Raw genomic sequence first — 22,581 nt, 5'->3', positions numbered from 1 at the left:
TAAAACTTTAAACAAAATGAAATTATATATTTCCAGGTTCATACTTGGTGCATTATTCCTATTTACACAATATATATCTGCTCAGACACTTTCAAAAAATCAGTTCAAGGTAAAAGGGAACTGTGAAATGTGCAAAACAAGAATTGAAAGTGCAGCAAAAAAAGCGGGTGCCAAAACAGCCGTTTACTCTGTTGATTTTCAAACACTAACCCTAGAAACAGATAAGGTATCTTCTGATGATATTCTGAAAAAGGTAGCAGAAGTAGGACATGACAATGAGAAATTCAAAGCTTCTGATACAACCTATGAAGGACTTCCGGGATGCTGTCATTACGACAGAGATCTGCAGCCTTCCCAGACAGAAACCCATCATAAGCACCATGCAGATGCTACTATTTCCCCTAAAAAAGAAAATGAATTCTACGTAAGAGGAAACTGTGCTTCATGTAAAGCCAGAATTGAAAAAGCATCCAAAGATGCCGGTGCCGATACTGCAGAATGGAATGCTGAAAAGCAAACGGTTACTTTACATTTTGATCCTTCAAAAACTTCATCAGATAAGATTTTAAAGGCTACTGCTGATGCAGGACATGATAATGAAAAATATAAGGCTTCAGATGCTGTTTACAATAGTCTTCCGGGATGCTGCCTATATGACAGGAATTTTACTTTTGGTGAACCCAATCCAAAAATGCATTACGAAGAAGAAACAAAACATGAAGATCGTAAAGACAATGAGACTTCATCTGATAAAGAAGATCATTCCCAGCACGAAAAAAGTATTGATGGTGTTGTGGTAACGGGTTCTAAGGCAGCAACAGCTTTAAGTAAGAAAGAAGCCGGACTTGTTTTTAATATTGATAAAAAAGAGCTGTTAAAGGCAGCTTGCTGTAATCTGTCTGAAAGCTTCGAAACCAATGCAACGGTAGATGTTTCTTTCAGCAATGCAGTTACGGGAACAAAACAGTTGAAAATGCTTGGGTTGGATCAGAAATACACGAGTTTGACAAAAGAACAGCTACCTGAGATCAGAGGTCTGGCTTCTGCCTATGGCTTAAATTTTATCCCGGGAAGATGGATTGAAAGTATTCAGCTTACCAAAGGAGGAAGTACCGTAACAAACGGTTATGAAAGTATCACAGGACAAATCAATACTGAGCTTTTAAAAAATGCCAAGACGCCTGAAACATCACTGAACCTTTTTTCTGACTTCAATGGAAGAGCGGAAATCAATATCACCAATGTTTCTCCTATCAACGATAAATGGTCGCAAACCTTTCTTCTTCACGGCAACGGAACATTTGGAAATACGGATATGAATGATGATGGTTTTCTGGACAGACCGAAAGGAACACAGATCAATGCAGCTTATTTGCTTAATTATAATGATCTTGAAAAGTCAGGATTCGGGTCTCATTTTGGAATTAATTTTATCAGAGATGAAAGAACGGCAGGACAAATTGGTTTTGATAAAAAACTGGGTCAGGACAAACAGCCTTTTTATGGGGTTGGAATCGATATTTCAAGATTCCAGGTCTGGAATAAAACTGGGTATGTTTTTAAAGGAAAACCTTACCAGAGTATCGGATGGATGAACCAGTATATTTACCATCAGCAGGACAGCTTTTTTGGATTGAGAAATTATGCGGGACAGCAGCATACATACTATTCCAATTTAATTTTTGAAAGCATCATCGGAAATACCAACCACAAGTACAAGGCTGGTGCAAGTTTCTTATATGATGGTTATAAAGAAACGTATTTGCTGGATGATATGAGAAGAAATGAAATTGTGCCGGGCATTTTTGCTGAATATACTTTAACTGGTTTAAAATATACTTTAGTAGCAGGTTCAAGAGTTGATTTCCACAACCTGGCAGGAACACAGTTTACGCCAAGATTGAACTTTAAATATGACTTCACGCCTCAGACTATTTTAAGACTTTCTGCGGGAAGAGGATTCAGAACTGCAAATGTTTTTGCGGAAAGCCAGCAGTATTTTGCATCGAACAGAGCGATTAATATTCTGCCTAACGGAGGAAATATTTATGGATTAAGACCTGAAATCGCATGGAATTATGGAGCGAGTTTACAACAGGAATTTAAGTTATTCGGAAGAAAATCGAGCATTGTTGCAGACTTCTTCAGAACAGATTTCCAGGATCAGGTATTGGTAGATCTGGACAGATCTCCTCAACAGCTGACATTTTATAATCTGGATGGAAAGTCTTTTGCGAATTCGTTCCAGACCCAATGGGATTTCATGCCTGTCAAAAATCTTGAAGTAAGATTGGCTTATAAATATTATGACGTGCAGGCTGATTATATCGGTGGAAGAAGAGAAGTTCCTTTTATGGCGAAGCACAGAGGGTTTGTGAATCTGGCCTATTCAACCAATAAAAATGATAATGGCGGATTCTGGAGTTTTGATACGACTTTAAACTGGGTCGGAAAGCAAAGACTCCCTGATACTTCAACGAATCCGGCAGAATTTCAGCTCCCAACTTATTCGGAATCATATGCAGTTCTTAATGCTCAGATCTCAAGAAATTTCAATAAAAAAATCAGAGCTTATGTAGGAGGAGAAAACCTGACTTCTTATTATCAGAAAAATGCGATTGTAGATTTTAAAAATCCTTTCGGAAGCTATTTTGACGGAGGAATGGTATATGCACCAATTATGAAGGCCAACTTCTATTTGGGACTGGATGTGACGTTTTAAAAGCAGGAAGTTGGAGGAATGAAGCTGGAGTACTGCTAGTAAAATTCACCGGTAATAACGAAGTAAATCCAACAGCTTTAAAAACCTCCAGTAACTCCCCTCTTACAGCCTCAGGCTTCCTTATCAATAAAAAATCCGCTTCAATGAAGCGGATTCTTTTTATTTATCTTCCAAAGTCATCCTGTACTCTTACGATATCATCTTCATCTGAAGGATTGGAAGCATCGGTATGCTGCCAGATTTCGGCAACGATTCCCCAGCCTGCAAGACCAATTAATCTGTGTCTTTCCCCCTGCTGAAGTTTCACCTGATCTTTCGGACCATATTCTTTCAATTCTCCCTCTTCATCGGTATTGCTTCTTTTGATGCCTACAGTTCCTTCTACTACCTGCCAGATTTCGGCTCTTCTGTGGTGATACTGCCAGCTTAATCTTGCTTCCGGAGCCACGATAAGAATTTTAGGGCTTAGCTTCCCTCCTATTCTCAGGCTGTCTACATCAATCCCGTCAAAATACTGGTTGGCAAAATCCTGTGCCTGTGTTTCATCAATCACAAAAAATCCTCCCCATGGTCTTGTATCATCTTTTGCAGCAATAGTAAAACCTTGTGTCTGCAGCATATTCTCTACTCTCTCGAATATTTCTTTTTTTTCTGTACTCATGCAGCTATATTTTTAATTTAAAAATTATTTATTTGATTCTTCTTTTGACATTGAATATGGGAAATCTTTTTCCTGTGTACCTCTTTCTTTATTAGGTTTGCTATCCATTTTAAAGTCTAACACAGCACCTTTCATCAATTCCTTGTGGCTCAGCCAGTTTTTGGAATAAGGCTGTTGGTTTACATTCAGTGATTTTACATATAGATTTTCTGCGTTGTTTTCCGGAGCCTTTATTTCAATTTTCTTACCATTCTCCAAATGGATGGTAGCTTCTTTAAATAATGGCGCTCCCAATACGTATTGATCTGTCGCCGGTGTTACCGGATAAAATCCAAGGGCTGAGAAAATATACCATGCAGACGTTTGTCCGTTATCTTCATCACCGCAATATCCGTCCGGAGTGGCATGATACAATTTATTCATCACCTGTCTCGCCCAATATTGAGTTTTGTAAGGTGCACCTGCATAGTTGTACAGATAAATCATGTGCTGAATAGGCTGATTTCCGTGGGCATACTGACCCATATTCATGATCTGCATTTCTCTGATCTCGTGGATCACGCCTCCATAATAACTGTCATCAAAAACCGGAGGCAATGAAAATACTTCATCTAATTTGGCTTCAAATTTCTTTTTCCCACCCATCAGTTCTGCCAAACCATCAATGTCCTGGAAAACCGACCATGTATAATGCCAGCTGTTTCCTTCCGTAAAAGCATCTCCCCATTTGAAAGGATTGAAAGGTTTCTGGAAGTTACCATCTTTATTTTTACCACGCATTAAACCTGTTTCCTTATCAAATACATTTTTGTAATTATAAGCTCTTTTCTTATAAATATCAATTTCTGAAGCAGGTCTTCCTAATGCTTTTCCTAACTGATAGATTGAAAAATCATCATAAGCGTATTCTAATGTTCTTGCTGCATTTTCATTGATCTTTACATCGTAAGGAACATAGCCCAATTCATTATAGTACTTTACTCCCGCGCGGCCCACAGCTTCTATAGGACCTTCATTGTTTGCTCCGTGTTTTACAGCCTGCCACAGCGCTTCTGTGTCATATCCGCGAAGTCCTTTGATGTAAGCATCTGCTACTACGGATGCGGAATTGTTTCCAATCATAATATCAGAATATCCGGGACTGCTCCACTCCGGTAAGAAACCTCCTTCTTTGTAAGCATTGGCCAGTCCTTCCTGCATTTCTACATTGATGCTTGGATAAACAAGATTCAGGAAAGGGTACAAAGCACGGAAAGTATCCCAGAAACCGGTTCCTGCAAACATTCTTCCGTCAACAATTTTCCCGTTGTAAGGGCTCCAGTGTTTTATTTTATTCTGAGCGTCCACTTCATATAGTTTCTGCGGGAAGAATAAAGTTCTGTATAAAGAGGAATAAAAGGTTCTCATCTGCTGATCGGTTCCCCCTTTTACATCTATTTTTCCTAATGTCTTGTTCCAGATATTTTTAGCATCAGTTTTTACCTGTTCAAAGTTTCTGTTTCCGATTTCTCTTTTAAGATTCAGTTCTGCCTGTTCAAAGCTGATGAATGAAGAGGCTACTTTTGCATACACCGTTTCTTTATTTTTAAGCTTAAACCCTACTACAGCACCTGTATGATCACTGGTAATTTCTAACTGATCATTCACCAGTTTATTGTCTTTCCAGGTTTTTGTGAGTTCAAAATCTTTATCAAACTGAATGACAAAGTAGTTTTTAAAATTATCATACTTCCCGGTAGAATATCTCGTGGTATATCCCAGGATTTTTCTTTCTTTCGGTAAAATTTTGATATAAGAACCTTTGTTCAGAGCATCAACCACTACGTAAGCACTGTCTGTCTTTGGAAAATCAAATTTAAAATAAGAAGCTCGTTCTGTAGGCGTAAATTCTGTTGTGACATTGATGTCAGCAAGATAAACGCTATAGAAATAAGGTGTGGTAACCTCAGCTTTATGGCTGAACCAGCTTGCTCTTTCGTCTTCTTTAAACTTCACTTTTCCAACTCCCGGCATGATGGCAAATGCGCCATAATCGTTCATCCATGGAGAGGGTTGGTGAGTCTGTTTAAATCCTTTTATTTTATCTGCATCGTAGGTATAGGCCCATCCGTCGCCCATTTTACCGGTCTGTGGTGTCCAGATATTCATTCCCCAGGGAAGTCCGACTGCCGGATAGGTATTTCCATTGGATAATGAAGGTTTGGATTGGGTTCCCATCAAAGGATTCACATAGTCTACGGGAGATACATTCTGACCTAAAGCCCAGGCCTGTAATAACAGTAAGCAAGTAGAAAATATAAACTTCATTGTATCTTTTCGTTTGTTAATTTATATACGCTTTTTTAATGTATAGCTGGCAGCTCCAAGAATGGCCGCATCTTCAAATATAGCAGAAATTTTAACCTGCAAGTTAATATTATTCTTGGTTAAGTTCTGAATAAATCTTTGCTCAAAATGAGGATAAGCCTTGGCAATATTTCCTCCTATAACTAAAACTTCCGGTTTGTAATGATCTACATATCTGACAATAAACTCAGAAAAGGAGTCTGCATAATCGTTAAACATTTGAGTCTGTATCTCTGTAGGTTTATCCAGAAGATCTTTCGTTCCTGAGATTTCTTCTCCGGTCAGTTCTTTATAATGATTCACAAACCAGCGTGTCGCCAGATAGTCTTCACTGATGGAATCTCTGAAGGGAGAATCCCATAAATCTTCATCGGCAGCAAATTTTCCATTGAAGAAAGTAGTTCCCAATCCTGTTCCAAGAGTCACTCCAAAAGCACTGTTGAAACCTTGGGCACATCCTCCGAATACTTCTCCTTCCATAAACGCAGCCGCATCATTTACAAAATGAATCTGCTTCTGAGAAATGGCCAGCCTTTTTGCCAGTTCTTCTTTAATATTGACCTGATAGATATCAATAAATTTTCCCTGCCGCATAAGAGATATTCCATTTTCATAATCGAAAGGTCCCGGCATTGCGATACCGATTAAAAGATCTTCTTTTACCAGATCATGAGCCACCTTATTAATGGCTGAAATCCAAGCTTTGAAAATAACTTCTCTGTTTTCGAAAGCATCTACATGTTCTCTTACATAGGTGGATGAAATGATTTCACGTTTTTCCGGATCTACCTGAGCCAGCGTAATGTGCGACCCTCCGATATCAATTCCTACTATATTCTGCATTATTTTTTATTTTAAATTCAAGGTCCTTCCTGTGACTGAAAAAACAGACAAACAGAAGTACACTTCTGTCTGTCTGCTTTGTATTTCAGACGCTATTTTATTAGTTCCGATAACTATTTCATTATCTGAATTTTACTTCACAATAATTTTACCGGTTGATATTACTTTACTGTTCGCAGATGTAATCTTGTAAATATAAGTACCACTGATTAAATCCTGCGTATTGACTGCATTATTATTTTGATTAATATTCTGTTTTTTGATCAATTTTCCTGAAGCATCATACAATGCCACTTCACTTGCAGAGTTGTCACTGATAGCAAAGTGAAGATCATTTCCTCGTTTCACAGGGTTCGGATAGACTGCGCTGTTGTCTTTCACAGATTCAACATCTTTCACTGCAAGATTAGAAGCACAGGCAACATCTGTTCTCCAGTTGGCATCTGTCATATTGATCAGGGTTGCAAAATGAGTGTTGGCCGTAGCATCCAAAGCTCCCATTCCACTTCCTTCATCCATTTTCCAGTTCGCTTCAAGACCTGTAGAATTGGCAAGAACATTACAGCTGTTACTTAAAATTTCCTGTGGTGTTAATGCCTTTTTCCAAACTCTGAATTCATCAAGAAAGCCATTGAGTGTACGGGAATTGTCATAGTTTCTTCCCAGATAAAGAATTCCGTTTGCCGTAAAGTTACCCGTTACTGCAAAAGTAGCATCAAGATTACCATTGACATAAATTTTCATGGCTGTTCCATCATAAGTAGCTGCTATATGATACCATGTATTGGTGTTGAATGAAGTATTCGTATTCAATTTCACCTGTGACGAACCAAAACTTAATATAAACTGCAGCTTATTATTCGCAAGGTTTCCGTCTCCGAAACGAAGCATCGCCGAGTTATTATCTCCTACTTCAACGCCCATTACCGATGAGATGTAAGGGAAAGCAGATTTAAATGAGTTTACTTTTACCCAACCTTCAAAGGTCACCGCGTTTCCACTCAGGTTAAATTGTCCTGCGTTAAGATAATGCGTGCTTCCGTTGAAAGCAAGAGATCTTGCACCCGGACTTGTAACCGGAGCGAAACCACTGTTGAATGATCCTTCTCCTGAATAAGTACTTGTAGTTCCTCCGGCACATGAAGCCTGTACTTTCCATACATAACTTGTGTTAGGTGTCAGGTTTTGTAATGAGTAAGAATTGGTGGTAATATTTGGAATTTCAGACCAGGTTGTTGCTGAAGTCGTTTTATATTGCAGTGTATATGAAGTGGCGTTGCCTGCATCCCATGACAGTTGGGTAGTATTACCAAGGAAACTTCCGGAAGTCAATCCTGATGGCGTAGTGCAGCCACTTCCGGAGTTAAACCTTGGTGCAAAAATATAAGTACTTGTTAATGTCGTTGAGCAGTTAGACTGGATTCTCCAATCGTAATTGGTATTCAGGGTAAGGTTGCTGATGACAATATTATTTCCAGAATAATTGCTGGCTACATTCGTCCATACTGTTGAATTGGCAGGTTTGTAATCAATATTGTAAGACTGAGATGCATTGGAAGTCCAGTTCAGTTGAGCTGAAGTTCCTGTCACGTTGGAGACATCAAGCCCCAATGGAGGATCACAAGCCTGTCCCTGTGACCATGAATATAATTGACCGCTTAAAAGTGTATTTTCATTATAAAGAATATTGGATCCTGTACTCAGGTAACTGGCTACATTGGTTCCCGGCAGATCGTACCACATAAACACGCCGTATTGATCATTCTTTGTACTGGTCGCTAAGCTTGCCAATGTAGTGGCAGAAGTTGAACTTGGATTCGAGTTTTGTATCCACGTTGCAGCTGCAGAAATTTTGGATTTATCAAGAGGCGGAACAACCGGAGCATTGTACGTACTGTACATGGCATTCCAGGTGTAATTGATATAATTTCCTGCTAAATCTCCATTATACGTTTGTCTGGTTGTAGCCGGACCGTAGTAATAGAATGTAATCAGTTTATCGGGCATTGCGGCTTTCAATTCCTGTAATAACATAACAAAAGAGCTGTTATTAGGCTGTCCTGTGCCGTTATTTCCGTATCCTGCGTATTCATCATCAAGGTCTACTCCATCCAGTCCGTAGGTGTAAACAGTGTGAGCCACCTGTAAGGCAAAATCTTTAGCCGCTTCACGGTTAGGGAAATTGGAAATTCCAGCTCCCTGGTGGTTTCCTAAAAGATCCAGTAATACTTTTATTCCTTTTTGCTGTAAAGGTTTTACATAGGTATTGACATCATTCAGAACTTTGGTAACGTTGTTATTGTTTGAGATATAAGCACGGTTTTTAGAAACATCATAGTTGATATTGGCTGCAAAAATAATGGCTACATCAAAAAGCTGTCTGTTGGTATTCTGTAAAGTATAGGAACCTGCATTCAGCATATTATTGTTGTTCACTTCTACATAGCAGACTCCCAAAGGATCAAGCTGCTGTGCTTTGAGTGCCGGAGCTGACTGAAGCATCAGGGCCATTAAGGGAATAAAAAAGGATTTTTTTCTCATAGTATATCAATTTTGTAGTAGAAAAAATCATTGGGCCGAAGCCCAATGACGGGGGTTATTATTTTACAATTAGTTTTTCGGATTGTTTCAGGCTTCCATCATGAGATTCAAACTGAACAATGTAGTTTCCTGCCGGAATTCTGCTCAATTCATATTGATTATCTCCTGAGTTCAGTGATTTAGTATCTACAATTCTTCCGTTAAAATCATAAACCGTCAATTTCCCTTTGCTGTATTCATCCGGAACAGAAACTGTAAGTGATGAAGATTTGCTTGCCGGATTAGGATATAATTTGATTTGATTTTTAATGTTAGTCTCTCCCGTATTGATCGCCTTTTGCCCCGCAGTTCTTGCTAATGCTGAGCTTCCTGTTGTACATGGCAGATCTGTTCCCCAATTGGAAGCATCAACACCTGTCAAGGTTAGAGTCACTCCATTTCCGGAAGTATCCTGAACTGTAGAACCACTTCCTTCGTTAAACTTCCAATACGCAGCCAGTGAAGTTGCCGGAACGGACACATTACACATATTCTGACTGATTTCTGTCTGGCTTAATGCGCGCTTCCAAACTCTTACTTCATCTATTTTACCATTGAAATTTCTGGAAGTATTATATAAATATCCTACGTTGAATGCACCAGTTGAATTCACACTTCCTGTTTGTGCTTTAGTGGCATCCAGAACACCGTTGATGTAAATTTTCATATTGGCACCGTCATAAGTAGCTGCCACATGATACCAGGTATTGGCATTCAAAGCTGTTGCAGAAGCCAGTTTTTGCTGTACATTATTAATACTTACCACAAACTGAAGTTTATTATTCGCCAGACTGGCATCTCCTAATCGTAAGAATGCAGAATTGCCGTCGCTTACTTCTGTTCCCATGATAGAAGAAATATATGGCGACGCAGATTTGAACGATGACGGTTTGATCCACCCTTCAAAAGACAATGCTGAGCCGCTTAGATTCATACTTCCGGCCGCTCCTGATTCAGTACTTCCATCCAAAGACAGAGCATAAGAACCTGTAGGCGTTGTTCCTGAAGTACTTGTAAATCTTGGCGCAAACATATAGGCACTTTTCACGCTGCAGTTGGTTCTGATTCTCCAGTCATATTCGGTGTTGGCTGTTAATCCGGAAATGGTTACAGAAGTGGAGCTTGTCGCTGAAACTGCATTTGTCCATGTTGTTGAAGAAGCTGGTTTATAATCAACATCATAGGTATTGCTTCCTACGGCTGACCAGTTTAGTTTTGCGCTTGTGCCTGTAAGGTTGCTTGTGTATAATCCGATAGGGGCGTCACAATTGGTTCCCTGTGTCCAGGATTGTAAAGTACCGCTTAAAACAGTAGGTTCTCCGTATAAGGTTTGAGTTCCTGCTGAAAGCTGTGTCGTTTCATTCGTTCCATGTAAATCATACCACATGAATACGCCGTAACCTCCATTTTTAGTTTGGGTAGCCAGGCTGGTGGTGGTAGAATTGGAAGTATTTCCCATCCATACGGCAGCAGGAGAGATTTGTGCTTTGGTAAGAGGTGGTACATTCGGAGCAGAGAATGTTCCGTACATCGCGTTCCAGCTGTAATTGACATTATCTCCTACTCTGGCTCCGTTCCAGGAAAGTCTTGAAGCGGCAGGACCATAATAATAGAATGAAATAATCTTATTGGGTAATAAAGCTCTGAGTTCCTGAACCAGCATTACAAAAGAGCTGTCATTAGGCTGCCCTGTTCCGTTATTTCCGTATTCAGAATATTCATCATCAAAATCAATTCCATCAAGACCGTAGGTATTCACTGTATTGGCAAGCTGCAGAGCAAAGTCTTTTGCTGCTTCACGGGTAGGAAAATTACAGATTCCCGCTCCCTGATGGTTTCCTAAAATAGTGAGTACGACTTTCATTCCTTTCTGCTGAAGAGGCTTTATGTAGGTATCTGCATTGGTAAGAACCTTGGTTACGTTATTATTCGAATACAGATAGGCTCTTCCACGGCTGGTATCATAATTAATATTGGCCGCAAAGATATTCACCACATTAAACAGGTAACTGTTCGATGTCTGCAGTTTGTACGCTCCTGCATTCAGGAGGTTGTTGTTATTCACTTCCACATAGCATATCCCTTTAGGGCTAAGCTGCTGTGCGTTGATCAGAGAACCAGACTGAAGCATCATGGCAATCAGTGCGGTAAAGATGGATTTTTTTTTCATTGTATAATTTTTTTAAGGTGTTTTGGTGTCTGAATTTTATATAGCAATCCCCTTATTCCTTCTTTTTCGGGAAGGAATCTCAGATGAAAAAACCATATAAAAGGGTGTGCTATGTCAGTAGCTCTGGGTTTTCGTTAAAGGTTTTCCATAACAATTCTCCAAATAAGGTATTGGCCCATGCAAACCATTCTCTGGTGAACTTTTTGGAGTCGTCTTTATGGAAGGATTCATGCATAAAGCCTGTTCCTCCATGCGTTTTCTGTAAGGTATCTATGCACCATCTGATCTCACTTTTGTCTTTGGTAGTGAGTGCCTTCATTATGATACTCATTGGCCAGATCATATCCAATCCGATATGCGGACCTCCTATTCCTTCTGCCAGCTTACCTTTGAAGAAGAACGGGTTGTTTTCTGACCACACAAATTTTCTTGTATTCAAATACACAGGGTCATCAGCTTTCACCGCATCCAGATAAGGCAGTCCCAGCAAGCTTGGACAGTTCGCATCATCCATCAGGTTGTAGCTTCCAAAGCCATTTACTTCAAAAGCATATATTTTTCCAAATTCAGGATGATTGTAAATTCCGTATTTTTTGATGGCTGCTTCTACCTCATCAGCAAGGCTGTTCAATTGTTGAGCCAACGTTTTTTCATTTTTAATCTGAGTAACCATTTCCGCAGCCTGGCGTAAGCTTACCACCGCAAATAAGTTGGAAGGGATCAGGAATCCGTAGATGGTAGCATCATCACTTGGACGGAACATAGAGCTGATCAATCCTACAGGTTTCGTTGGATAACCATATCCCCCCATAGGAACTCCGTCTGTTGCCCAAGCCGTTGTACGCTCGAATTTGTAAGGACCCAGATCATTTTTTCTCTGCTGTTCTGTGAAAGTCTGCAGGGTAAGTTTGATTCCTTTCAGCCAGTTCGCATCAAAAGGTTTTGTATCTCCTGTAGTTTTCCAGAAATGGTAGGCCAGACGGATAGGATAGCAAAGCGAGTCGATTTCCCATTTTCTTTCATGGGTGCCCGGCTTCATATCGGTGTGGTCATACTCTTTCCATTTACTGATCTTCTGATCATCGTTATAGAAAGCATTCGCATAAGGATCTTTCAGGATGAAAGTAGTCTGTTTATGGATTACTCCTGAGATCAGCTTATGCAGTTTTTCGTCTTTTTTCGAAAACTGCAGATAAGGGAAAACCTGTGCGGAACTGTCACGAAGCCACATGGCATCAATATCCCCGGTGATCACGTAGGTATCCGGTGTTCCTCCGGTTTCCGTATAGTAAACAGTAGTATCCAATGTATTCGGGAAGCAGTTTTCAAAAAGCCAGCTCAGCTCTTTGTTTTTCACTTTCTTTTTAAACGCGGCAATAGCACTTTCTACGGATTCGCTGGTAAAATGTCTTTTATCTTTAGGAACACGGACAACAGGAAAATCGTCCAGCACTAAATTTTTAGCAAAAACATTTTGAGTAAACAGCAATCCGGCTCCTGCCAGTGCACTTGTTTTAATAAAATTTCTCCTTTCCATTGATACTTTGTTTCGTTTATTTTTATGAGTCTTATTTTACTGGTTTGCTTCCCATTACGAATCTCAATTCGCCACCGTTCATAATATCGCTGTGATTCAGTTCCCAGCTTTTATATTCTTTTCCGTTCAGGAACATTTTCTGTACATAGATATTCTTGTCGGATATTTTGTCTGCAATTACGGTGAACGTTTTTCCATTCTCCAGTTTTAAAGAAGCTTTCGGGAATTGTGGTGCTCCGATGGCATAAACAGGTTTCCCAGGTGTTACAGGATAGAATCCTAATGATGAGAAAATATACCATGCTGACATTTGACCACAGTCTTCATTGTTAACGATTCCATCAGGTTTTGCTGCGTACATATTGTCACGGATATATTTTACCATTTTCTGAGTCTTATAAGGACTTCCTGCATAGTTGTACAGGTATGGAACATGATGACCTGGCTCATCCCCAAATCCTAAAGATCCGATGAATCCTGAAATATCTACGTGCTGTTCACCTTCCATATGAAGTGCTTCTGTAAAGGTTTTATCCAGTTTTTCTTCAAATCCTTTTTTCCCGCCATACAGATTCATCATTTCATCAATCTGGTGTGGAACAAAGAAGTCATAGGCCCAGATATTTCCGGAAACCCAGTGTGGCTGAAGTTTTTTCCAATCGTTAAGGGTAAAATCTGCTAAGAATTTGCCGTCTTTTTGTCTTGGCCAGAAGTGATTATTTTCTTTATTAAAGGTATTCAGGAAGTTCATAGAACGTTTTTTATATACTTCCGATTCTTCTTTTTTACCTAATTTTTCTGCAAGCTGCTGAATACACCAGTCGTCATATGAATATTCTAATGTTGCAGAAACTGAAGCTCCGTTTTCTGATGGAGTATAGCCTAATTTGATATAATCATTAAGACCGCCACCACCATCGCTGCTGCTCATTTTATCTGTTAAAGAAGCATCTTTCATCGCGGCAAATGCTTTTTCTGCATCAATACCCGGAACTCCTTTTGAAATGGCATCCCAGATTACCGAAGCACTGTGATAGCCCAGCATACAGAAGTTATCATATCCACAAAGCTCCCAGATCGGCATATGATCTTTACGATCTGTATATCTGCTGATCAGGGAATTGGCAAATTCTTTTGTATGCTTCTGATCCATAATGGTCAATAGCGGGTGCGTTGCTCTGAATCCGTCCCAGTAAGAATACGTACTGTAGTTGGTGAACCATTTGGTATTCATGTTTTCCTGAGCGGCCACATAATCTCCATTCACGTCCATGTATAAATTTGGTGCAATGAAGGTATGGTAAACTCCCGTGTAGAAAATTTTTCTCTGGCTCTCTGTACCTCCTGTCACCTGGAATCTTCCGATCAGATCTCTCCAGGTCTTTTGAGCGGTTTCTTTTGCTTTGGCAAAGTCAACATTTATTGCTTCTGTATCAAAATTTTCCTGTGCATTTTCTGTACTCACCGGAGATAAAGATACTTTTACTTCAATGCTTTCCTGGTCTTCTGTGGAAAATCTCACAAAAGCTTTAGCATCTTTGGCAAGGGCAATTTTTTCATCATTTTTGATTTTTCCGTCAGCATAAACACCGTAAGACTTAAACGGTTTGGAAAACTCCATCACGAAGTAAGCAAACCGTTTACCTCCCCAGCCGTTGCTGTAACAGTATCCTTTGATTTTATTATTACCTTCCACACTCACCAAAGTATGGTAGATATTTCCGAAGATTTTGTTGGTAGGATCAATAATGATATTAGCTTCACTACTCTTCGGAAAAGTATATTTATGAAATCCTACTCTTGGAGAAGCAGTAAGCTCTGCTTTAATTCCATAGCTGTCCAGCATTACAGAGTAATATCCCGGAGATGCAATTTCTTTATCATGGGTAAATTTTGAACGGTAACCCGTTTCCGGCTTGTCTTCAGATCCTGGAACCATTTTAACCTGTCCTACTGTAGGCATTACCAGAATATCTCCAAGGTCTGCCCATCCCGTTCCGCTCAAATGGTTATGACTGAATCCCATGATCGTTTTGCTGCTGTAATGGTATCCGGAACACCAATCCCAGTCGCCGCTTTTCGTATTCTGATCCGGACTCAGCTGTATCATCCCGAATGGCGTGGTTGCTCCAGGAAAAGTATGCCCATGTCCTCCTGTGCCTATGAAAGGATCTACCCAGGATAAAACATCGTTTTTATTTTGCTGGGCACTGGCTACAGAAATCAGGGTGGTAAAAAAGCAGATTAACAGTTCTTTTTTCATGATAAGAGAGGTATCGGAGATTTTTTTATTTAAAAGTTGGTTTAAAAATAGGAAAACCATTATAAAATTCCCAGCAAACGGAAAAATTAAGATGATTAACCTATTTTCCTAAACTTTATATTACTGTATTAAATTGAATTCTTTTTCATAAAATCAATGATTTCTGAGATATATCCAAAGGCAATCGCAACTACGGTATCAGCAGCACCGTAATATACTGTTACTTTGTCTCCTTCAGTCAATGCTGCACAAGGGAAAACCACATTGGGTACATCTCCTGTCAGTTCATACAATTCAGCCGGAGCCAATAAATAAGGCTTCGTTCTGTACAACACTTTTGTAGGATCTTCAAGATCAAGCAAAGCCGCTCCCATTGAATATCTGAATCCTCTGCAGGTATTGATCACACCATGATAGAAAAGCAGCCATCCTTCTTCTGTTTTGATAGGAACCGGCCCTCCTCCGATTTTGGTACACTGCCATGCACTGTCTTCGAAAGGCGTTACTTTCATCACGCAACGGTGTTCACCCCAGTATTTCATATCAGGGCTATAGCTGATATAAATATCTCCGAAAGGCGTATGTCCGTTATCACTCGGACGGCTCAGCATGGCATATTTACCATTGATTTTCTCAGGAAACAAAACACCATTTCTGTTGAATGGAAGAAAGGCATTTTCACACTGAAAAAATTCTTTAAAATCAAAAGTATACCCAATTCCGATGGTAGGACCATTGTATCCGTTGCACCAGGTGATCCAGTAGCGGTCTTCAATAAAAGTTACACGTGGATCGTATTTGTAATCGGATTCAATCATATCCGTATTTCCTGCCTGCATTTCAATAGGGTCATGATTGATATCCCAATTGATTCCGTCTTTACTGAAACCGGCAAAAATATTCATCTGTACTGCCTTGTTGTCGCAACGGAACACTCCGGCAAATCCGTCCTCAAAGGGAATTACGGCACTATTGAATATACTGTTGGATGTTGGTATCGCGTATCTGTTAATGATCGGGTTTTCGGAAAACCTCCACATGATATCATTACAACCTTCCGGGCGATCCTGCCAGGGGATCATTACTGATTGAGCTGTCATAAAGTATTTTTTACTTTTTATTTTTTTATTATTATGAATTGATTTGTTGTTCTTTCTGATTTTCAGGGTAAGGGAAAGGAACGAATACAGTGGCCAAAAATGCAGGAATGGTAGCAATCAGTACCCAGATAAAGAACATTTTGTATCCGATCCAGTCACTGATCATTCCACTGAACATTCCGGGAATCATTACGCCAAGATTCATAATCCCTGTTGCAAATGCGTAATGTGCCGTTTTGTGTTTTCCGGGTGCAATCTGCTGCATCATGTAGAGCATAAGCCCCACAAAACCAAATCCGTAACCGAAATATTCCACTACCACCGCAATTCCTACCGGTAAAAGATCTGCCGGCTGATAATAAGCCAGTAATGCATAGACCACAAATGGAATATTGAATGCACAGCATAGCCATATCAGAGATCTTTTCAATCCGCGGACTGAGATAAAATATCCTGCCAGTACGGATCCTAAGATAAATGCTGCCGAACCGTATGTTCCGTAAATAAGTCCGATATCTGAAGTAGATAACCCTAATCCTCCCGACGTTCTTGGAGCTTTAAAAAATAAAGGCGCAATTTTGATGGCAAATCCTTCTGCAAAACGATATAGTATAATGAAGAGGATACACCACAGAATTTTCTTTTTGGTGAAGAAAGAAGTAATCACTTCCAATAGTTCCTGACGAACGTTTCCAGCCGTTTTCTCTTCTTTATTTTCTTCCTTGTTTTCTTTCGGCAGAATGAAATAGTGATAAACTCCCAATACAAAAAACAACAATGCATAGATCACCATAATGATCATCCAGGCATGGGTTACGCCTTTTGTCTTTTCTAAAACCCCGGCAAAATAAACGAGTGCTCCACTGCTGATAATCTTCGCCAGGTTGTAAAAAGCACCTTGCCATCCAATATACTTTGCCTGCTCTTTATTGGTCAAAAACCCAATATACGTTCCGTCTGCTACCACATCATGGGTAGCTCCGCAAAATGCAACTATCGCAAAAAGGGCAATACTGTATTTGAAAAAATCATGCATTGGCAGGCTTAAGGCCACTAATGCAAACAAAATTCCTATCGCAAACTGAGTAAAAACAACGAAGAATTTTTTGGTTTTATAGATCTCCAGAAACGGGCTCCAAAGAGGTTTTAATGTCCAGGAGAACATGATAAGGGCAGTCCAGAAAGTAATCTGCGAGTCCGAAACCCCCATATCTTTATACATGATTCCTGAAACCGCATTAATGGTTACAAAGGGCACTCCCATTGCAAAATATAATGTTGAAATCCAAAGAATCGGCTGAATCCGACGGGTTCCGGAGTTGTTTTTTCCCATATTTAAAATAAGATTCTAAATAAAAGAGAACATCTCAAAAATACATTCAGGCTAAAAAAACGAAACTATAAATTTTTTGGAGATTCTACTCTATTCTCCCGCCTCAATGAATGTATCAAATAAATCTGATCTTGAGATGTCTCTTTACTGATGAGTGATTCTGAATATTTTTTATTTCTTATCCCACCAAAGCTTTGTTCCTCCGGTATCAGGACCGTTCAGCATTTGAGCAGCTTGCTGGTAATTATATAATGATGTTTTGGTATCAATAGTAAAAGGAATTCTCCTTATCATTGCTTCTGTACTGATGGCTCCGCCGCTGTCATTCTTTCTTACCTTGAAAAGAACCGGATAACCTGTTCTTCTCTGCTCAGCCCATGCTTCCGGTCCGTTTGGATAAAGGGATAGCCATTTTTGGGTAATAATTCTTTCTAATTTTCTTTCGTTGGTATCACCGTTATTCCATGCAATCGTAATGGTACTTAACTGAGGGTTTCCAACAAGTACGTTATTGTCTGCATTTTTCGGATCAATATAAGGTGCTTCAGTAGAAGTATTATCGGCAAGATAAGCAGCAACACTAGCACTTTTCCCCCATTCTCCGAAAGACTGCTGAACTCCGGTTGTATAGTTGGTTTGAATATCTCCTGCTCCTGCATATCCTCTCAAAGCAGCTTCAGCTCTAAGGAACCATGTTTCTGCAGCGGTGAATAATTTCATTTTACCATCGGTACCGGAAAAATAATCTCCGCTGGCAGATTTTGCCTGTGGCTGTGAGAACCCTCCGTACGTTGATTTACCATTTAATAAATCTATTCCCTGGCGGATTCCTATATATTTTCCCTGTAAGCTTGGATCAGATGCAGGAATAGCATAGGCAGGAAGTCTTGGGTCATTATATCCGTTCATATAAGCCATCAATGGCGCACCAATTAAACAATCTCCCCATGAATAGATGATAAAACTCAATTCTGACTGTCCTACACTGATCAACGCATTGTCCGCATTATCCGTAATCAATCCTGCAGGTGAAGCCAATGCTTCTTCTGCATATTGTTTAGATTTCGCAGGATCAGCATAGCTCATTCTCATGGCTAACCTCAGCTTTAATGAATTGGCAAATTTTGCCCATTGCGCCATATTTCCGCCGTATACTAAATCTGCTTTTTTCAATGCCGATTTATCTTCTACGTTCTGTGTCGCTGGCATGGCAATTACTTTCTGCAAATCGTTAATAGCTGCGCTAAGATCAGCAATAAAATAATTGTAAGCTTCCTGTTGAGAATCAAAATCTGTAACTCCATTCGGATTGGGCTTTTCATATTTGCTGTAGACTACCGGGCCGTGACTGTCTGAAACTCTTGCTGCCGTAATAACTTTCAGAATTTTTTTAACAGCAAATGTTCCTGTAAAATCTACACCTTTATAGATTTCCTTAGCCGTATTATCGATGATAAGGGAGTAATTGAAAATATCCTGTTGTCTGGCAATGATTCTGTTATTCCATCCGTCCATCATCGAATAAGTAAGATTATTTACCCCGCCATTAAATGGTGTTGCGGTACTGAACATTCCACTGTACATATCTGCACTCAGGTTAGGATAAAGCTGATAATCTGACTGTAATCCTCTTTGCATGGATTTCATCGGATCAACAACAGCGATAAAATCGGCGTAAAAATTTTCAGGACCTCCCGCCTTTTCCTGATTATACTGTTCAAAGTCATTAGTACATCCTGAAGCAGAAAACAATAGTACAGCTCCGAATGCCAATATTTTTATATGATTGATTTTCATTTCTTTAATTGTAAAAGTTAGAAGTTAGCTTTTAATGATAATCCAATAGATCGGGTAACCGGTAATCCGAATGAATCTACCCCAACTCCACCAGGTGTATTCCCTGATACTTGCTCAGGATCAAACGGTGCTTTCTTGTAGAAGAAAAATAAGTTGGTTCCTACTAAGCTTACGGTTGCGTTTCTCATATATTTAGATTGAATATCGAAAGTATATGAAATGGAAGCCTGGCGTAAACGTATTGTTGTAGCACTGTACAGATAGGCTTCATCAATACCTTTTCCAAACCCTTCTGTTGTTCCTACTGCTTTATAATAATCTTTTGCATTGGTTAAACCTGTGTAAGCCTGACCTGCATTTGGAGTTCCGGGTGCATATACAGCATTTGGAATAGATACTCCGCCTGCATCTCTTGCATCAGCTGTAGACTGACTCACTCCGTAGATATCGTTTGCTTTTTCTGTAAGGGAAAGTACCTTCCCTCCAAATTTACCATCAATAAGGAAAGAGATTCCCAGCTTACCAATGTTAAAGGAGTTATTGAATCCCATAATAAACTTAGGGTTCGGATTACCCAGATAAGAAGGAGTACCTTCTGCTAAAGGGATCCCTTTCTCATTTACTAAAATACGTCCCTGATCATCTCTTTTGAACTTGATTCCATAAAGATCACCAAAAGATCCTCCTAATTTCAGTTTGGTGTATTCCCCTCCACCTGTTAATGAGAAAAGTTGGTTTTCTGATATAGGTAAGCTTGGTGGAAACAATTCAACAATTTTGTTTTTATTGGCAGAAGCATTTAATGTAGTTGTCCATCCAAATTTTTCTGAACTGAAGACCTTATATGACAATGAAGATTCAAAACCTGTATTTCGGATTTTTCCTGCATTGATATAATATGATCCAGGAGCTATTCCTCCGAAATAAGAATCGATTTTTGTCTCTAACAATTGATTACTCGTATTGGAGTTGTAGTAAGTAATATCAAAACTTAATTTATTACTAAACATCCTTAGCTCTGTTCCAACTTCAAAAGTTTTATTAAATTCAGGTTTCGGAAACAGGTCTTTATACTTAGGATCAGTAATGAATGAACTCTTTGGAAACACAAGTGTTCCCGCATCTACACCAACAGTATATCCTTTATTATATTCAATCATAGCATTGGAAATATTGGTAGGCAACCCTAATCCTACCGTTGCATAAGATCCTCTTACTTTCCAGAAACTAATGACTTCCGGAAGTTTGAAAACAGAAGATAACACAGCATTAGCTCCTACAGATTCATAGTCAAATCCCGTTCTCCCTGTTAAGGCCAGACTGGAATCCCAGTCATTTCTAAAAGTCATGTCCACATAAAACATATTTTTATACCCTACTGTAGCACTTGCAAATACAGATTGTACCTGCTTCTTCATATTGGTATAGATATTATGATATCCATCACCAGGGGATCTTTTTTTACCCCATTCAAGATTACTCACAGTGAAAAGGTTAGGGTTTGTCAGATATGCGTTATCAATTTGTCCTATTTTATTTCTTGTTGTATTGATACTTCCTCCTAACGTAAAATCTAAAGAGAAAGACTCACTAATTTTAGGACTACCGATAAGCAACACGTCCCCATATGTTGAAGAGTTTTCATAGGTATTCTTAAGAATTCTTCCATTAATTCCTTCCTTAACAGCCAGTAAAGTAGGTGCTGAAAAAGCAGCAATATCACGCTGACTGTCTGAAATATTCCAGCTATAATTTCCTCTCACTCTTGCCGTTAACCAAGGATTGATCTGGTAAGATAATGAAAGCGCTCCATAGGTATTTTTATTGCTTACAGTAACCGGATTACGGTTTAAAATCCAATAAGGGTTCTGTGTTGGTGGGTTTCCTTTAAAACTTCCATCCGGATTAACCTCCCACCAGTTTTGAGCAGGTAAAAATCTTTCTTTATTTAAATAAGTGTAATTATCTGGACCATACTGATCAAAATCTACTCCTCTTGGCAACCAGTACAAACTCGTCAAGGGAGAAAAAGATGCTCCGGGAGTCTGTCTGTTCTTACTTTCCTGTAATGAACCGATGAAGTTGGCATCTAATGTTAACTTATCATCCAGAAACTTACTTGAATTTCTGAAAGAAACGTTATACTGATCAAAATAAGACATGGGAACCACTCCTTTGTTGGTGGTATTTCCGATTGAGAAATAACTTGTTGATCTCTCATTTCCTGACTGGAAAGAAAGGCTATTTACCCAAGTTGTTCCTGTCTGAAGGAAGTCTTTAAGATAATCTTTAGAAGATCCTTTTGCGCCCCAGCTTTCTACTGACTGTCCCGGCTGTGATCCCGATACAGAAGGGTCATAAGATAGATAACTGTGCTGTAGTTTTGGAAGACTATAAGCCCTGTCCACTGTAAGGCTGGAGCTGTAAGTAATTGAACTTTTCCCTGCACGTCCTTTTTTAGTTGTAATCAGGATAGCCCCATTACCTCCGGCAGAACCGTACAATGCAGAAGCAGAAGCTCCTTTCAGGAAGTTGATGCTTTCAATATCATCAGGATTGATGGAGCTCAATACATCCCCCGGATCCGGCATATTGGAATACTGTCCGATATCTGCTGATTTTCCTGTTCCGTTGATAATGGGAATACCATCAATCACATACAGTGGCTGTGCACTGTTGACAGACTTATCTCCTCTCATGACCACCCTTACGGAGCTACCTACACCATTGGTTCTGTTGATCTGCACATTGGAAACTTTTCCGTTGATCGAATTTAATAGATTGGGAGTTTTCACTTCTGTAAGCTCATCCCCGCCAATCTGCTGACTGGAATACGTCAAAGAGCGGGCCTGCCTTTTTATCCCCAAAGAGGTGACCACGACCTCCTCAATACTGGTTGTCTTCGTAGTATCGGCTGTTTTTTTCTCCTGTGCATTCGCAGTGAGTGAAAAAACAAACAGAACGGGTATAACTGCTTTTCTCATAAGGTATAGATTCGTTAGATTTAATTGAGAATCAATGACATTACTTTATTTTTTAATACAAAAAAAATTATTGTTCTTTCAGCAAAATTTTGCCGTTTATGTATTAAATTATTTAAAGTTTTGTTAAGATTTAATTCACATTCACAAATCTAAATTTTGTAACCAGTCTGATATAATACTATTTTATCATAAAACGATATTATTTTTTCAGCAATTAATTTTAAAAGACATTAAAACCCTATATA

General features: G+C 39.3%; 12 protein-coding genes. 1 reads left to right on the top strand and 11 read right to left on the bottom strand.

Going from position 1 to position 22,581, the window contains the following annotated elements; genetic code table 11:
• The first annotated feature begins 16 nt into the window (after positions 1–16).
• The gene (locus ACLI50_RS15685; RefSeq protein WP_411414189.1) at positions 17–2,722 is read left to right on the top strand and encodes a TonB-dependent receptor domain-containing protein; all 2,706 of its coding nucleotides are present in this window, start codon (positions 17–19) and stop codon (positions 2,720–2,722) included.
• Positions 2,723–2,885: 163 nt separating this feature from the next.
• On the opposite strand, the gene ACLI50_RS15680 is transcribed toward ACLI50_RS15685, so the two are convergent.
• From ACLI50_RS15680 to ACLI50_RS15630, 11 genes are all read right to left on the bottom strand, one after another.
• Positions 2,886–3,383, bottom strand: a complete 498-nt coding sequence (locus ACLI50_RS15680) for a cupin domain-containing protein (protein ID WP_062673259.1) — start codon at positions 3,381–3,383, stop codon at positions 2,886–2,888.
• Positions 3,384–3,407: 24 nt separating this feature from the next.
• Entirely contained in the window at positions 3,408–5,690 is a 2,283-nt protein-coding gene (locus tag ACLI50_RS15675; protein ID WP_411414188.1) for a GH92 family glycosyl hydrolase, read from the bottom strand.
• Between the two features lie 21 nt (positions 5,691–5,711).
• Complete coding sequence (locus tag ACLI50_RS15670; RefSeq protein ID WP_411414187.1) at positions 5,712–6,572, bottom strand: ROK family protein; 861 nt, start codon at positions 6,570–6,572, stop codon at positions 5,712–5,714.
• Between the two features lie 132 nt (positions 6,573–6,704).
• Entirely contained in the window at positions 6,705–9,113 is a 2,409-nt protein-coding gene (locus ACLI50_RS15665) for an endo-beta-N-acetylglucosaminidase H (RefSeq protein WP_411414186.1), read from the bottom strand.
• A 58-nt stretch (positions 9,114–9,171) separates the two neighbouring features.
• The gene (locus ACLI50_RS15660; protein ID WP_411414185.1) at positions 9,172–11,322 is read right to left on the bottom strand and encodes an endo-beta-N-acetylglucosaminidase H; all 2,151 of its coding nucleotides are present in this window, start codon (positions 11,320–11,322) and stop codon (positions 9,172–9,174) included.
• 109 nt (positions 11,323–11,431) lie between these two features.
• Positions 11,432–12,859: a glycoside hydrolase family 125 protein gene (locus ACLI50_RS15655; protein ID WP_411414184.1), complete on the bottom strand. Its 1,428-nt coding sequence runs from the start codon at positions 12,857–12,859 to the stop codon at positions 11,432–11,434.
• Between the two features lie 31 nt (positions 12,860–12,890).
• Positions 12,891–15,122 (bottom strand): GH92 family glycosyl hydrolase, encoded by a 2,232-nt coding sequence (locus ACLI50_RS15650; RefSeq protein ID WP_411414183.1) that lies wholly within the window; start codon positions 15,120–15,122, stop codon positions 12,891–12,893.
• A gap of 128 nt (positions 15,123–15,250) precedes the next feature.
• On the bottom strand, positions 15,251–16,222 hold the full coding sequence (locus tag ACLI50_RS15645; RefSeq protein ID WP_047376309.1) for a glycoside hydrolase family 130 protein: 972 nt from the start codon (positions 16,220–16,222) through the stop codon (positions 15,251–15,253).
• Positions 16,223–16,253: 31 nt separating this feature from the next.
• On the bottom strand, positions 16,254–17,555 hold the full coding sequence (locus ACLI50_RS15640) for an MFS transporter (RefSeq protein ID WP_411414182.1): 1,302 nt from the start codon (positions 17,553–17,555) through the stop codon (positions 16,254–16,256).
• A gap of 171 nt (positions 17,556–17,726) precedes the next feature.
• Positions 17,727–19,352: a SusD/RagB family nutrient-binding outer membrane lipoprotein gene (locus ACLI50_RS15635; protein WP_202841800.1), complete on the bottom strand. Its 1,626-nt coding sequence runs from the start codon at positions 19,350–19,352 to the stop codon at positions 17,727–17,729.
• A gap of 17 nt (positions 19,353–19,369) precedes the next feature.
• Positions 19,370–22,336 (bottom strand): SusC/RagA family TonB-linked outer membrane protein, encoded by a 2,967-nt coding sequence (locus tag ACLI50_RS15630; protein ID WP_411414181.1) that lies wholly within the window; start codon positions 22,334–22,336, stop codon positions 19,370–19,372.
• Positions 22,337–22,581: the final 245 nt, after the last annotated feature.

Source organism: Chryseobacterium cupriresistens, from assembly GCF_046614675.1.
GTDB classification, from domain to species: Bacteria; Bacteroidota; Bacteroidia; order Flavobacteriales; family Weeksellaceae; genus Chryseobacterium; species Chryseobacterium cupriresistens.
The sequence above is the reverse complement of the archived record's forward strand: the minus strand, read 5'-3'. Positions and strand labels throughout refer to the sequence as shown.